Genomic DNA, 13,666 nt, shown 5'->3' on the forward strand with positions numbered 1-13,666 from the left:
ATGGGGGTGGCCTACAGCGGCCAGCGTTACAACGGCTGGCAAAGCCAGTTGTCGGGCAACACCATCCAGGATCATCTCGAAGCGGCCTTGGGCCGCTTCGCTACGCACCGGGTCAGCACCTTGTGCGCAGGCCGCACCGATGCGGGGGTGCATGGCCTCATGCAGGTCGTTCACTTTGATACGCCACTGCACCGCCCGGCGTCTTCATGGGTGCGCGGCACCAATACCTTTTTGCCGCCGGACATTGCGGTGCAATGGGCCCAGCCAGTACCCGACGGTTTTCACGCACGTGCAAGCGCCATCGCACGGCGCTATGCCTATGTGCTGTTGCAGTCGCCCGTGCGCCCCAGCGTCGATGCAGGCCGCGTCGGCTGGGTTTTCTACCCGCTCGACCACGCCGCCATGTCGCAGGCCGCGCAACAGTTGCTGGGTGAACACGACTTCACGTCGTTCCGTGCGTCGGCTTGCCAGGCCAAGTCGCCCATCAAGACCTTGCAGCGCATTGACATCACCCGCACCCCGGCCACCGAGGCAGAGCCGTCAGAAGGCTTTGCCCCATGCTACTGGCGTTTCGAGTTCGAGGCCAACGCCTTCCTGCACCACATGATTCGCAACATCATGGGTTGCCTGATTGCGGTGGGCCAGGGGAAAAAGCCCCCCGAATGGGTCAGCGAGGTGCTGGCTGCACGCTCCCGCGACGTGGCGGCACCCACCTTTTCGCCCGATGGCCTTTATTTTCAAGGCCCTGTTTACGAACCTCGCTGGGGCCTGCCCAGCCGCACGGCTGCGTATGATTGGCTGCCATGAGCAGCCTGCCCCCAGAAAAACCACTCCCCTCCTCCTGCATTCGCACCCGTATCAAGGTTTGCGGCCTGACACGCGAGCAGGACGTGGACGCCGCAGTCGCAGCCGGCGTGGATGCCATCGGCTTCGTGCTGTATGCCGCGAGCCCCCGGGCCGTCTCGCCACAAAGGGCGGCCGCGCTGGCCTCCCGCCTGCCGCCGTTTGTTACACCGGTGCTGTTGTTTGTCAACGAGACTGCTTCAAATATCATAGCTGCCAGCGCTTTATTGGCGGGCGCTACGATTCAATTTCATGGAGATGAGTCTCCCGCCGAATGTCTGGCTGGCACCTTGGGAGGCACCCGGCCATTTTTGCGTGCAGCCCGCATTCCCCTCGGCGACGGTGCGGCACGGTTCGACCTCGTAAAATACGCCCATGATTACTCCAGAGCCCAGGCCATCCTGCTCGACGCGCATGTCGACGGTTTTGGCGGCGGCGGCAAGGCTTTCAATTGGTCACTCCTTCCACCAAGCGTAGCCTCTCATCTCGTTTTGTCTGGTGGACTCACGCCTGCAAACGTGACCGATGGCATTGTGCAAGTGCGCCCGCGAGGCTTCTCGCTGGCCGTTGATGTGAGCTCCGGCGTCGAAGCCGATGGCCCCGATGGCAAGCCCATCAAAGGCATCAAGGACGCCGACAAAATTCAACGCTTCGTAGCCGCCGTCCGTGCGGCCGATGCACAACTTGCAAAGAACCCCCCATGAATTCCTACCAGCAACCTGATCCCTCGGGCCATTTCGGTCCTTACGGCGGCAGCTTTGTCAGCGAAACCCTGACCCACGCCATCCAGGAACTGCGCGAGACCTACGCGCGCTACCAGCACGACCCCGAGTTCCTGGCCGAGTTCCACTATGAACTCAAGCACTTCGTGGGCCGCCCCTCGCCCGTGTACCACGCAGCGCGCACCAGCCGAGAAATGGGAGGCGCGCAGATCTATCTCAAGCGCGAAGACCTCAACCACACCGGCGCCCACAAGATCAACAACGTGATCGGCCAGGCCATGCTCGCCAAGCGCATGGGCAAGCCGCGCATCATTGCCGAGACTGGCGCCGGCCAGCACGGCGTGGCCACGGCCACCATCTGCGCCCGCTATGGGCTCGAATGCGTGGTGTACATGGGTGCGGAAGACGTCAAGCGCCAAAGCCCCAACGTGTACCGCATGAAGCTGCTGGGCGCCACCGTGGTGCCCGTCGAGTCGGGCAGCAAGACGCTGAAAGACGCGCTCAACGAGGCGATGCGCGACTGGGTTGCCAATGTGGACAACACCTTCTACATCATCGGCACGGTGGCGGGCCCCCACCCCTATCCCATGATGGTGCGCGACTTCCAGAGCGTGATCGGCAAGGAATGCATCGAGCAGATGCCCGAGATGCTGGCGGCCCAGAAGGCGGCCACCACGCAGCCCGATGTGGTGGTGGCTTGCGTGGGCGGCGGCAGCAACGCCATGGGCATCTTCCACCCCTATATTCCGTTTGAAAAAACCCGCCTCATTGGCGTGGAGGCGGCGGGCGAAGGGCTGGAATCGGGCAGGCACTCGGCATCGCTGCAAAAGGGCAGCGCGGGCGTGCTGCACGGCAACCGCACTTTCATCCTGCAAGATGACAACGGCCAGATCACCGAGACCCACAGCATCAGCGCGGGCCTGGACTACCCCGGCGTAGGCCCAGAACACGCCTGGCTGCAGGAAATCGGCCGTGCCGAATATGTGGGCATCACCGACCAGGAAGCGCTCGACGCCTTCCATTACCTGTGCCGCACCGAGGGCATCATCCCCGCGCTCGAATCCAGCCACGCTGTAGCCTACGCCATGAAGCTGGCCAAGACCATGCGCACTGACCAGTCCATCCTGGTCAATCTGTCGGGCCGTGGCGACAAGGACATCGGCACCGTGGCCGACCTCAGCGGTGCCGATTTTTACTGCCGCCCCAGCTGCCAGGGGCAGTCCGTCAAGGGCGGCGAGCAACCCATCAAGGTGGTGAAATAAATGAGCCGCATCGCATCCACCTTCTCCGCCCTGCAAGCGCAGGGCCGCAAGGCGCTGATTCCCTATGTCACCGCCGGTTTTCCGTTTGCCGACATCACGCCCGCACTCATGCACGGCATGGTCGAGGCCGGGGCCGACGTGATCGAACTGGGCGTGCCCTTTTCCGATCCCATGGCCGACGGCCCCGTCATCCAGAAGGCGGGCGAAAAAGCCCTCGGTCTGGGCATTGGCATGGTGCAGGTGCTGGACCATGTACGTGAATTCCGCAAGCGCAACAGCACCACACCCGTGGTGCTGATGGGTTACGCCAACCCTGTGGAACGCTACGACCAAAAGCATGGCACCGGTGCGTTCGTGCGTGACTCTGCCGCTGCCGGCGTTGATGGTGTGCTCATCGTGGACTACCCGCCCGAGGAGTGCGAGGCCTTTGCCGCCAGCCTGCGCGAGCACGGCATGGACCTGATCTTCCTTCTGGCCCCCACCAGCACCGACGAGCGCATGGCCCAGGTGGCCCGTGTGGCGAGTGGCTATGTGTACTACGTGTCGCTCAAGGGCGTGACCGGCTCTGGTGCGCTGGATACATCTGCCGTGGAGCAGATGCTGCCCCGCATCCGCCAGCATGTGCAGATCCCCGTAGGCGTGGGCTTTGGCATTCGCGACGCCGCAACAGCCCAGGCGATCGGCAAGGTGGCCGATGCGGTGGTGATTGGCAGCCGCATCATCCAGCTGATCGAAGACCAGGAACACGCCAAGGTGGTTCCGATCACGATCGACTTCCTGCGCGGCATCCGAAAAGCGCTCGACGCATAATCCAGCCCGGCGCGCCCTCGGGGCGCCTGCCGACAGATTCACACCCGGCTTGCCCGGCGAATGCCCACAGGCTTCGCCAAAGGCCGTGCCATTGAAGAGGAAAACACCATGTCCTGGCTCGAAAAACTTCTACCCGCCAAAATCCAGCAAACCGACCCCACCGAGCGCCGCCAGGTGCCCGAGGGCCTGTGGATCAAGTGCCCGAGCTGCGAAACGGTGCTCTACAAGGCCGATCTGGAGCAGAACCAGAACGTCTGCCCTCACTGCAGCCACCACCACCGCATCGGTGCACGAGCCCGGTTGAACGCGTTCCTGGACCCCGAAGGCCGTTACGAAATCGGCCAGGAAGTCCTGCCCGTGGATGCCCTCAAGTTCAAGGACAGCCGCAAGTACCCCGAGCGCCTGAAAGAAGCGCTGGAAAACACCGGCGAAACCGATGCCCTCATCGTCATGGGCGGGGCGGTCAAGAGCATCAACCTGGTGGTCGCCTGCTTCGAATTCGACTTCATGGGCGGCTCGATGGGGTCGGTGGTGGGCGAACGGTTTGTGCGTGGCGTGGAAGCCGCCATCGAGCAGAAGGTGCCCTTCCTCTGCTTTACCGCCACCGGTGGTGCCCGCATGCAGGAAGGCCTGCTGTCACTCATGCAGATGGCCAAGACCAATGCGGCCCTGACTCGCCTGGCCAAGAAAGGCCTGCCCTACATCAGCGTGCTGACCGATCCGACCATGGGCGGCGTGAGCGCCGGTTTTGCCTTTGTGGGCGACATCGTGATTGCCGAACCCAAGGCCCTGATCGGCTTTGCCGGCCCGCGCGTGATCGAATCCACCGTGCGCGTGACGCTGCCCGAGGGCTTTCAGCGCGCCGAGTTCCTGCAGACCAAGGGCGCCGTGGATTTCATCTGCGACCGCCGCGAGCTGCGCAACACCGTGGCCAGCAGCCTGGCCATGCTGCAACGCCTTCCTGCCGACGCTGTCATGTAAATCAGCGCGACGGCAGCTTGCAGTGGGACTATGAAATTAATAGCGTGTAGCGCTTATTCCATGAGCACTACACGCCAATATGGCACATCAAACAGCCATCACCCCTGCAAGACTCCCGCCTGCAAGTGCCCCAGCACGATCATTGCCACCTGCAGCAGCACCAGCACGGCCAGCGGCGACAAATCCACCCCCCCGACCAGCGGAATGATGCGCTGAAACGGCCGCAGCACCGGCGTACACAAGCGCGCCACCACATCTGCAAGCGGCGAGCGGGCCTGCATCCATGACATCACCGCATAAACAATCAGCAAGCCGATCAGCCCCGAGATGGCCACACGCACCAGGCCGAAAAGCGCCAGCCAGGGCAACCAGGCCCAGGCAGCCCCGGCACCCAGAATCAGCCACAGCAGGAAGTACTGGACCAGTTGCAGCAGTGCGGCGGCGACCAGGCTCGAGAGGTCCCAGCGCCCCACCGGTGCAATCACACGCCGCAGCGGCATGATCAGCCAGTCGGTAAGGGCAAACACCAGGCCGCCGATCGGGTTCGAGAAAGCAACACGTTGCCACTGCATGTACAAACGCAACAGACAAGCCCCAGTCAGCAGGCCACCAATTACGTCGAGCAGGAAAGAGGCGATCTGGTAGAGCATGGATGAGACAAATTGGAGTGGACCGGGTACGAAAGCAGACTGCGCCATGGGATGATAGCGACCGCAGAGCTTCGCCCATGACACAACCCCTCACCCTGTCATCCCTTCCGCTGTTTCCGCTCAATTCCGTGCTGTTTCCTGGCGGAGTGCTGGCGCTGCGCGTGTTCGAAGTTCGCTACCTCGACATGGTGCGCAAATGCCACCATGCGGGCGCCCCGTTTGGCATCGTTGCACTCACGCAGGGCAACGAGGTGCGACACGCTGGTGCGCCTGATGAGCGATTCCACGACACCGGAACCCTGGCCGTGATCGAAAAAATCGACAACCCGCAGCCCGGGCTGATCACCCTGCTGTGCCGCGGCAGCCAGCGTTTTCGCATCACCCAGCGCAGCCATTTGCCGCACGGCCTGTGGGTTGCCGATGTGGAGCAACTGGCCGCTGACCTGTCCGTACCGATTCCCGAGGATCTTCTCCCCACCGCCACCACCCTCTCCCAGGTGCTGGCATCCCTGCGCGAACGGGATACCGACGCTGCCACAACCATCACGCCCACCCCCGCTCAACTGGCCGACTGCGGCTGGGTTGCCAACCGCTGGTGCGAGCTGCTGCCCATTCCGCTGAAACTCAAGCAGCAGCTGATGGAACTTGACAACCCTCTGGTCCGGCTGGAACTGGTAGGGGATGTGCTGGAACGCACCGGCATTGCGCCTCCCTAGACGAATGCCCCAAGACCGGTATTTATTGCGCAACGTGCTGGAATGGCCGCGCTCTGCCAAACGGCTGTTTGTGGTGGCCATGGACGTCTGCATGGGGATTCTGGCCATGTGGCTGGCATTCAGTTTGCGGCTGGAAACCCTGCATTGGCCCGAGGGTCTGCAATGGCTGGTTTATGCCATGGCTCCTGTACTTGCCTTCCCTATTCTGGTTAACCAGGGGCTATACCGCGCAATATTTCGCTACACAGGCATCAGTGCACTGATCACGACCGGCAAGGCGGTAGCCATTTATGGCACCGTTCTCTTCGCCATCCTGCTCAGCGCGAAATGGGAGGGCGTCCCCCGAAGCGTTGGCATTTTGCAACCGTTGATCTTTTTGCTGATGGTCGGCACCAGCCGTGCCATGGGTTGGCACTGGCTCAAGGGGCGCCCAGCCGCAGCACCCAGCCGGTTGCTGATTTACGGTGCTGGAAACGCTGGCGCGCAGACGGCGGCCGGACTTGGGGGTACTCATCAGTACCTGTTGCAAGGTTTTGTGGATGACGACGCTGCCAAGGCCGGGCGCAGCATCAACGGCACCCGCGTCTATGCACCCCACGACTTGCCCCACATCATTGATCGCCTGGGCGTCACCGACATCTTGCTGGCGGTGCCCAGCGCCACGCGCCACCGCCGCCGCCAGATCATTGAAAGCCTGCGCGAATTACCCTTGCGTATTCGCACCCTGCCCGGGCTGACCGACCTGGCCAGCGGCCGGGTCACCATCACCGATTTTCAGGACCTGGACATTGAAGACCTGCTCGGCCGCGAACCTGTGGCGGCCAACCCTGAACTGCTAAGACGCAACCTGGCGGGCCAGGTGATCATGGTCACAGGTGCGGGCGGCAGCATCGGCAGCGAGCTGTGCCGCCAGATTGTGCAGGCGGCCCCGGCGCGGCTGCTGCTGGTGGACCACAGCGAATACGCGCTCTACGCCATCCACCACGAACTACAGGCTTTGCGCGACCAGGGCGTGCACGCCTGCGAACTCGTGCCGCTGCTGGCCAACGTGGTCGAGCCACGGCGCATGGCTGACATCTGCCGCGCACACAGCCCCGGCTCCATCTACCACGCCGCCGCCTACAAGCATGTGCCCATGGTCGAGGCCAACGCGGGCGAAGGCGTGCTCAACAATGTGTTCGGCACGCTCAACATGGTGCGCATGGCGCTGGAATATGGAGCGCAGCATTTCGTGCTCGTCTCCACCGACAAGGCGGTACGCCCCACCAACATCATGGGCGCCAGCAAGCGTATGGCCGAGCTGGTGCTGCAGGCCATCGCGGCGAGCCGCCAGCCGCCATTCGGCGCACCTGCTGCCGCCCCATGGACCTGCCCTACGCGTTTTTCCATGGTGCGTTTCGGCAACGTACTGGGGTCGAGTGGCAGCGTGATCCCGCTGTTCCGACGCCAGATCGCCGCAGGCGGCCCCGTCACGGTCACGCACCCGGAGGTCACGCGCTATTTCATGACCATCCCCGAGGCGGCCCAGCTCGTGCTGCAGGCCGGCGCCATGGCCGAAGGGGGCGACCTGTTTCTGCTCGACATGGGCGAACCCATCCGCATCGTTCAGCTGGCCCGACGCATGGTGGCGCTGTCGGGGCTGACCGTACGCGACGCGCAGCACCCGGGCGGCGATATCGCCATCGAGTTCACCGGCCTGCGCCCCGGCGAGAAGCTCTACGAAGAACTGCTGATCGGCGACCACCCCCTGCCCACCGCGCATCCGCGCATCCTGCGGGCACGCGAGGAACATGCCGCCTGGGAAAGCATGCAGGCCACGCTGGAGGCCCTGCGCAAAGCCGCCGTGGCAGACGACACCCCGACCATCAAGGCAATGCTGCGCCAGCTGGTGCCTGGCTACCAGCCCACCAGCACCGACGGCACATGACGGCCGGCCTGCTGCGCGCCACGCTCACGCTGCTCACCGGCAGCGTGCTGGCCCATGCCCTGCCGCTGCTGCTCGGACCGTTGATCACGCGGCTGTATGCGCCCAGCGATTTCGGGCAGTACGCGCTGCTGTGGGCCGTGGCCACCAACCTGGCCGTGGTGGGCTGCGCGCGCTACGAATTCGCCCTGCCGCTCGAAAAGAAACCCCAGAGCGCCGCGCTGCTGATGGCCCTGTGCGCGCGCCTGCTGCTGGCGGTCACTGCGGCCTCCACCCTCCTTGCCGTGGTACTCCACGTCTGGCAGGGCATGGCCCTCGCCTGGTGGTTGCCTGCGGGCGTGCTGGCCATCGGCGCCACCCAGTGGCTGACTCTCTGGGCCACGCGGTCGCAGCGCTTCGGACTGCTGTCGGCGGCACGCCTGGTGCAGCAGGGAGGTAGCGCCGTACTGCAGGTCCTGCTGGGCCTGTTCAAAGCAGGCCCAGTGGGCCTGCTGGCCGGCCCCATCGTGGCCGGCCTGGGCGCCGCCTGGCTGCTGGCACGCCCGGCCCCGCAAGGCGGCTGGCGGCGGCTGGGAAGCCAGCCGCTGCCGCGCCTGAAGGCCATGGCCGCGCGCCACCGCGACTTCCCGCTCTACAACACGCCACACGCCTTCATCGGCGCGCTGCAGGACACCCTGACCCTGCTGCTCATCGCCGCCTGGGCCGGAGACGCAGGCGCGGGCTTCTGGGCCTTGGCGCTGCGCTACCTCAAGGCCCCGGCCACCTTGCTGGGCGGTGCGCTGTCGCAGGCGCTCTACCCGCAGTTGCTGCAGGCGCGCAGCGGGGCCGAGGCACGCTCCCTGGTACGCCGCACCATGCTAGCTCTGGCACTGCTTGCCGCGCCCCTGACCGCCGTGCTGCTGCTGTGGGGCCCCGGCCTGTTCACATGGATCTTTGGCGCACAGTGGAGTGGTGCCGGAACGCTCGCGCGCGGCCTGGGCCTGTATATCGGCTTACACTTCATTGCCTCGCCACTGTCCGTGGTCACACTGGCCTGGCGCGCCCAGCCCTGGGCGCTTCAGCTTTCGCTCATCGGGCAGGGGGTGTTCTTCGCCGGACTCGGGCTGGGCCTCTACTGGGGGGGGCTGGAAGGCGCAGCCTGGGGCGTCTCGGCGGCGATGGCGATGTACTTTGTCTACTATTTCCAGGCCCTGGCACACTGGAGCAACATTCCCCATGAGAGCCTTGCTTAACCGCTGGCGCCGCTGGCTCTGGCGGCAGCTTTTCTTTCGCATGGTGTTCGGCGAGCAAGGCCGTGCGGGCCAGCCCCTGGCACACACCCGCATCGCGCCCAGCACCTGCATCGAGGGCGAGGCCGGTTTGGAACTGGCCGACCATGTGTTCATCGGCCAGTTCAACTTCCTCGACGCCACGGCCGGGCTGCGCATTGGCGAGGGCGTGCAGATCACCAACTTCGTGAGCATCGTCACGCACAGCTCGCACCGCAGCATCCGTCTGCTTGGGCGCGCCTACACCAGCCACGCAGGCGATGTGCCTGGCTACGTTCGTGCGCCCATCGAGATCGGTGCATACAGCTTCATCGGCCCGCACAGCGTGGTCCAGGCGGGCAGCCGCATCGGCAAGGGCGTGGTGGTCTGCGCCCACTCCCGCGTGCGTGGCGACGTGCCGGATTTCGCCATCGTGGCGGGCTCTCCAGCGCGCACCGTGGGCGATGTGCGCACCCAGGACGCCCGCCTGCTGGAACAGCACCCGGAGCTGGCCGTGCACTATGCCGCCTGGGCCAATGAACTGCCCCGAACGCCACAGAAGCCCCGCTGACATGGCCCCCCACCTGTGCCTGCTGGGCGACGCCAACAGCCCCCACACCCGGCGTTGGGCGCTGGAGATGCGCGCGCGCGGCTGGCGCGTCTCGCTCGTCACCGCGCGGCCCGAGCCGCTCGATGGCGTGCAGCAGCGCGTCCTGCCGCCGGTGCGGCGCTCCATCGACTGGCTGTGGCGCGCGGGCGCGGCGCGGTGCCATGTGCACGAACTGGCCCCGGACATCGTGCATGCGCACTATGTCACCTCGTACGGCTACCTGGCCGCGCGCTGCGATCGCCACCCGCTGGTGATGACGGCCTGGGGTAGCGACCTGCTCGTCACCCCGCACACCCGCCCCTGGATGCGCTGGCTCACCGGCTGGATCCTGCGCCGCGCCGATCTCATCACGGGCGACTCTGCCAGCCTCGTCGAGGCTGCGCGTCAATACGCTCTGCGCGCACCCGTGTACGAGATCCACTGGGGCGTGGACCGCGCGCGCTTCGCCCCCGTGCCCTGGGCGCACAAGGACGGCGTACAGATCGTGAGCCTGCGTGCCTGGGAACCGAATTACCAGATAGACACGCTGATCGACGCCCTCGCCCTGCTGCGCCAGCAACTACCCGGCATGCCACTCCAGCTCCACCTGCTCGGCGGCGGCTCGCTCGAAGCACAACTGCGCACCCAGGTGCAGGCACAGGGACTGGACCAGAGCGTTCGCTTCCACGGCCGCCTGGACGACGCGGGCATGGCCGCCGTGCTGGCGCGCTGCAAAATCTCGGTCAGCGTGCCCGCGAGCGACGCGACCTCCGTGGCCATGCTGGAAAGCATGGCCTGCGGTCTGGCCGTGGTGGCGAGCGATCTGCCGGCCAACCGCCAGTGGATCCACCCCGAGCTGCTGGTGCCCGCAGGCGATGCACAGGCGCTTGCACAGGTGCTGCAGCGGCTTGCCAGCGACGACGTGCATGCGCGGCAGGTCGGCGAGCGCAATGTCGAGCGCATCGCGCTGGACGGCGACCGCAAGGCGCAGATGGACCATATCGATCGCCTGTACCGGGAACTCCTGCCATGACGCCCCCCTCCCCCCGCCTGCTCAGCGTGATCGCCCCCTGCCGCAACGAAGCTGCCTTCATCGACAGCTTCTGTGACTCGGTGCTGCGCCAGCAGCTCCCGGCCAACTGGCGCATGGAGGTGCTGATCGCCGACGGCATGAGCGACGACGGCACGCGCGAGCGCCTGCAGGAGCGCTGCGCGCACGACGCGCGGCTGTTGCTGGTGGACAACCCGGGCCGCATCGTCTCCACCGGGCTCAACGCCTGCATCGCGCGCGCCCAGGGCGAGGTGATTGCCCGGCTCGACATCCACACCCAGTTCGCACCGGATTACCTGGCCTGCTGCATCCAAGCCCTGGAGCGCAGCGGCGCCGACAACGTGGGCGGCCCCTGGGTCGCGCAAGGCACCGGCCCCATGGGCGAGGCCATCGCGGCGGCGTTCCAGTGCCGCTGGGTGGTGGGCGGCGCGCGCTCGCGCGACCGGGGCTACGAAGGCGCGGTCGACACCGTGTACCTGGGCTGCTGGCGGCGCGAGGCGTTCGCGCGATTCGGTCTGTTCGACGAGGCGCTGGTACGCAACCAGGACGACGAGCACAACCTGCGCCTGCGCCTGGGCGGCGGCCGCATCTGGCAGAGCGGATCGATCCGTTCGGTCTACCATCCACGCGGCTCGCTGCGGCACCTCTACGCCCAGCAGCAGCAGTACGGCTACTGGCGGCCCTTCGTGGTACGCAAGCATGGCCAGCCGGGTTCGCTGCGCCAGCTGGTACCCGCGCTATTCGTCGCTGCACTCCTCTTGAGCGCCCTGCTGCTACCCTGGTCGGCCTGGCCCGCCGCTGCTCTGCTGGCGCTCTATGGCGGCTACCTGGCGCTGGCGAGCATGGCGGCGGCGGGGCCGCCGGGTCCTGGCGCCGGCTGCCACGCCTGCCTGCGGTGATCGCAGCCTTTCACCTTGGCTATGGCTGGGGCACCTGGCATGGCCTGTGGGATGTGCTGCGCAAACGCCAGCCAAAGCAACGCTTCGCGAGGATCACGCGATGAGCACGCCCGAAACCCGGGCCGTGCAGGCGCGCTATGCTCGGCGCGACGGCGCAGCGGACGCGCAGCGCTACAGCCTGCACGCCAATGCGGCCGCGCTGCAAGCTCAGCAGGAGCGCCTGCGCGCCATGGCGCGCCTGTGGCGCGCACATGGCTGGATGGATCTAGCGGGCCGCCCCCTGCTCGAAGTGGGTTGTGGCAGTGGCGGCAATCTGCTGGACCTGCTGCGCCTGGGCGCCACGCCCAAGCAGTTGACCGGGATCGAGTTGCTGCCTGAGCGTGCTGCCGCAGCACGTGCTGTGCTGCCGGACGCCGTTCGGCTCGTCGAGGGAGACGCCTGCGCGGCACCCATCACGGACGCCAGCCAGCAGGCCGTGCTGGCTTTCACCGTCTTCAGCTCCTTGCTCGACCCCGTCTACCGGCAGCAGTTCGCACGTACGTTGTGGCGCTGGGTGGCGCCGGGCGGCGGTGTGCTAGTTTATGACTTTGTGGTGGACAACCCGCGCAATCCAGATGTGCGCAAGCTGACTCTGGCCGAACTGCAGGCCCTGTTTCCCCAGGCGCGGCTTCACTCTTGCAAGGTCACGCTGGCGCCCCCACTCGCGCGGCGACTGCCGGCGGCGCTGATAGGCACGGCATCTCTGCTGTCCCCACTGCGTACCCACCGCCTGACCTGGGCGGTCAAACCCACATGACCATCCCTAAAGCCGCCCTCCCCTTCCTCCCCTTCGCCCGCCCCGACATCGGCGACGCCGAGATCGCCGCCGTCACCGAGACCCTGCGCTCGGGCTGGGTCACCACCGGCCCGAAGGCCCGCGCCTTCGAGCAGGCTTTTACCGACTACCTGGGCGGCAACGGGTTGCAGAGCATCGCCGTCAACTCCGCCACCGCCGGCCTGCACCTGGCGCTGGAGGCGCTGGGCATCGGCCCGGGCGACGAGGTGATCGCGCCCACGCTGACCTTCACCGCCACCGTGGAGGTGGTGCGCTACCTGGGCGCCGACCCGGTGCTGGTAGACGTGGACCCGGTGACGCTGAACATCGACCCCGAGGCCATCCGCGCCGCCATCACCCCGCGCACCAAAGCCATCATGCCGGTGCACTACGGGGGCCTGGCCTGCGATATGGGCGCCATTCTGGCCATCGCGCGCGAACATGGCCTGAAAGTGGTGGAAGACGCCGCGCACGCCCTGCCCACCACCTGGAAGGGCCGGCTCGTGGGGCAGCTCGATTCCGAGGTGACGGTGTTCAGCTTCTACGCCAACAAGACCATCACCACGGGCGAAGGCGGCATGGCCGTGACGCGCGACCCGAAGCTGGCCGAGCGCATGCGCGTGATGCGCCTGCACGGCATGAGCCGCGACGCCTTCGACCGCTTCACGTCCAAGACACCGGCGTGGTACTACGAGGTGGTGGCACCCGGCTTCAAGTACAACCTGACCGACACCGCCGCCGCGCTGGGCATGGTGCAACTACAGCGCCTGCCGCAGTTCGTGCAGCGGCGCGCGCTTTTGGCACAGCGCTACCAGGCGCAGCTGGCCCACCTTCCCCTGGTGCTGCCCGCCGACGCCCCGGCAGGCGACGTGCACGCCTGGCACCTCTACGTCGTGCGGCTGGCACCGGGCGCACGCATGGGCCGCGACGATCTCATCCAGGCCCTGTCAGACCGGGGCATCGGCACCAGCGTGCACTATGTACCGCTGCACCGCCACCCCTACTGGCGCGACCGCTATGGGCTCACGCCAGAGCAGTTTCCGCAGGCCGACGCGGCCTACCAGGCCATGCTCAGCCTGCCGCTGTTCACCGCCATGCAGGACGCCGACCAGGACCGCGTGATTGCCGCGCTGCACGCGCTGCTGGGCTGAACCCTTC

General features: G+C 66.3%; 12 protein-coding genes and 2 pseudogenes. 13 read left to right on the forward strand and 1 reads right to left on the reverse strand.

Annotated elements, in window-relative coordinates; translation table 11 throughout:
• The 5 genes and pseudogenes from truA to accD all read left to right on the forward strand — a co-directional run bounded on the left by truA (position 1) and on the right by accD (position 4,618).
• Complete coding sequence (truA, locus tag CBP34_RS14275) at positions 1 to 807, forward strand: tRNA pseudouridine(38-40) synthase TruA (protein ID WP_236748426.1); 807 nt, start codon at positions 1 to 3, stop codon at positions 805 to 807.
• Positions 804 to 1,566, forward strand: a pseudogene (locus CBP34_RS14280) (phosphoribosylanthranilate isomerase). The gene truA and the pseudogene CBP34_RS14280 overlap by 4 nt, the downstream one beginning before the upstream one ends.
• Positions 1,544 to 2,827, forward strand: coding sequence for a tryptophan synthase subunit beta (trpB, locus tag CBP34_RS14285; RefSeq protein ID WP_086913035.1), 1,284 nt, complete (start codon positions 1,544 to 1,546; stop codon positions 2,825 to 2,827). Before CBP34_RS14280 ends, trpB begins: the two are co-directional and overlap by 23 nt.
• Positions 2,828 to 3,637, forward strand: a complete 810-nt coding sequence (gene trpA, locus CBP34_RS14290; protein WP_094098421.1) for a tryptophan synthase subunit alpha — start codon at positions 2,828 to 2,830, stop codon at positions 3,635 to 3,637. It abuts the gene before it with no gap.
• Between the two features lie 108 nt (positions 3,638 to 3,745).
• Positions 3,746 to 4,618: an acetyl-CoA carboxylase, carboxyltransferase subunit beta gene (gene accD, locus CBP34_RS14295; protein ID WP_086914148.1), complete on the forward strand. Its 873-nt coding sequence runs from the start codon at positions 3,746 to 3,748 to the stop codon at positions 4,616 to 4,618.
• Positions 4,619 to 4,716: 98 nt separating this feature from the next.
• Here the strand turns inward: accD and CBP34_RS14300 are convergent, their stop codons facing one another.
• Positions 4,717 to 5,268 carry a YggT family protein gene (locus CBP34_RS14300; protein ID WP_094098422.1) on the reverse strand — a complete coding sequence of 184 codons (552 nt, stop codon included), beginning with the start codon at positions 5,266 to 5,268 and terminating at the stop codon, positions 4,717 to 4,719.
• Between the two features lie 77 nt (positions 5,269 to 5,345).
• On the opposite strand from CBP34_RS14300, the gene CBP34_RS14305 reads away from it, so the two are divergent.
• The 8 genes and pseudogenes from CBP34_RS14305 to CBP34_RS14340 all read left to right on the forward strand — a co-directional run bounded on the left by CBP34_RS14305 (position 5,346) and on the right by CBP34_RS14340 (position 13,659).
• Positions 5,346 to 5,984 (forward strand): LON peptidase substrate-binding domain-containing protein, encoded by a 639-nt coding sequence (locus CBP34_RS14305; protein WP_094098423.1) that lies wholly within the window; start codon positions 5,346 to 5,348, stop codon positions 5,982 to 5,984.
• A 4-nt stretch (positions 5,985 to 5,988) separates the two neighbouring features.
• Positions 5,989 to 7,911: a polysaccharide biosynthesis protein gene (locus CBP34_RS14310; protein ID WP_094098424.1), complete on the forward strand. Its 1,923-nt coding sequence runs from the start codon at positions 5,989 to 5,991 to the stop codon at positions 7,909 to 7,911.
• Positions 7,908 to 9,140, forward strand: a complete 1,233-nt coding sequence (locus CBP34_RS14315) for a lipopolysaccharide biosynthesis protein (RefSeq protein WP_094098425.1) — start codon at positions 7,908 to 7,910, stop codon at positions 9,138 to 9,140. The genes CBP34_RS14310 and CBP34_RS14315 overlap by 4 nt, the downstream gene beginning before the upstream one ends.
• Positions 9,124 to 9,726 carry an acyltransferase gene (locus CBP34_RS14320; protein ID WP_094098426.1) on the forward strand — a complete coding sequence of 201 codons (603 nt, stop codon included), beginning with the start codon at positions 9,124 to 9,126 and terminating at the stop codon, positions 9,724 to 9,726. The genes CBP34_RS14315 and CBP34_RS14320 overlap by 17 nt, the downstream gene beginning before the upstream one ends.
• Position 9,727: 1 nt before the next feature.
• A complete protein-coding gene (locus CBP34_RS14325; RefSeq protein ID WP_094098427.1) occupies positions 9,728 to 10,777 on the forward strand; it encodes a glycosyltransferase in 1,050 nt (349 codons plus the stop codon).
• Positions 10,774 to 11,798 (forward strand): annotated as a pseudogene (locus CBP34_RS14330) (glycosyltransferase family 2 protein). The gene CBP34_RS14325 and the pseudogene CBP34_RS14330 overlap by 4 nt, the downstream one beginning before the upstream one ends.
• Positions 11,795 to 12,490 (forward strand): class I SAM-dependent methyltransferase, encoded by a 696-nt coding sequence (locus CBP34_RS14335; protein WP_094098428.1) that lies wholly within the window; start codon positions 11,795 to 11,797, stop codon positions 12,488 to 12,490. Before CBP34_RS14330 ends, CBP34_RS14335 begins: the two are co-directional and overlap by 4 nt.
• A complete protein-coding gene (locus tag CBP34_RS14340; protein WP_094098429.1) occupies positions 12,487 to 13,659 on the forward strand; it encodes a DegT/DnrJ/EryC1/StrS family aminotransferase in 1,173 nt (390 codons plus the stop codon). Before CBP34_RS14335 ends, CBP34_RS14340 begins: the two co-directional genes overlap by 4 nt.
• Positions 13,660 to 13,666 lie beyond the last annotated feature (7 nt).

Source organism: Acidovorax carolinensis (assembly GCF_002157145.1).
Classification (GTDB): domain Bacteria; phylum Pseudomonadota; class Gammaproteobacteria; order Burkholderiales; family Burkholderiaceae_C; genus Acidovorax; species Acidovorax carolinensis.

Bases quoted from the DNA above. Each gene is read 5' to 3' on its own strand.
- accD (WP_086914148.1), top strand. From the start codon at position 3,746: ATGTCCTGGCTCGAAAAACTTCTACCCGCCAAAATCCAGCAAACCGAC.
- CBP34_RS14300 (WP_094098422.1), bottom strand. From the start codon at position 5,268: ATGCTCTACCAGATCGCCTCTTTCCTGCTCGACGTAATTGGTGGCCTG.
- CBP34_RS14305 (WP_094098423.1), top strand. From the start codon at position 5,346: ATGACACAACCCCTCACCCTGTCATCCCTTCCGCTGTTTCCGCTCAAT.
- CBP34_RS14315 (WP_094098425.1), top strand. From the start codon at position 7,908: ATGACGGCCGGCCTGCTGCGCGCCACGCTCACGCTGCTCACCGGCAGC.
- truA (WP_236748426.1), top strand. From the start codon at position 1: ATGGGGGTGGCCTACAGCGGCCAGCGTTACAACGGCTGGCAAAGCCAG.
- CBP34_RS14325 (WP_094098427.1), top strand. From the start codon at position 9,728: ATGGCCCCCCACCTGTGCCTGCTGGGCGACGCCAACAGCCCCCACACC.
- CBP34_RS14310 (WP_094098424.1), top strand. From the start codon at position 5,989: ATGCCCCAAGACCGGTATTTATTGCGCAACGTGCTGGAATGGCCGCGC.
- trpB (WP_086913035.1), top strand. From the start codon at position 1,544: ATGAATTCCTACCAGCAACCTGATCCCTCGGGCCATTTCGGTCCTTAC.
- trpA (WP_094098421.1), top strand. From the start codon at position 2,828: ATGAGCCGCATCGCATCCACCTTCTCCGCCCTGCAAGCGCAGGGCCGC.
- CBP34_RS14320 (WP_094098426.1), top strand. From the start codon at position 9,124: ATGAGAGCCTTGCTTAACCGCTGGCGCCGCTGGCTCTGGCGGCAGCTT.
- CBP34_RS14340 (WP_094098429.1), top strand. From the start codon at position 12,487: ATGACCATCCCTAAAGCCGCCCTCCCCTTCCTCCCCTTCGCCCGCCCC.
- CBP34_RS14335 (WP_094098428.1), top strand. From the start codon at position 11,795: ATGAGCACGCCCGAAACCCGGGCCGTGCAGGCGCGCTATGCTCGGCGC.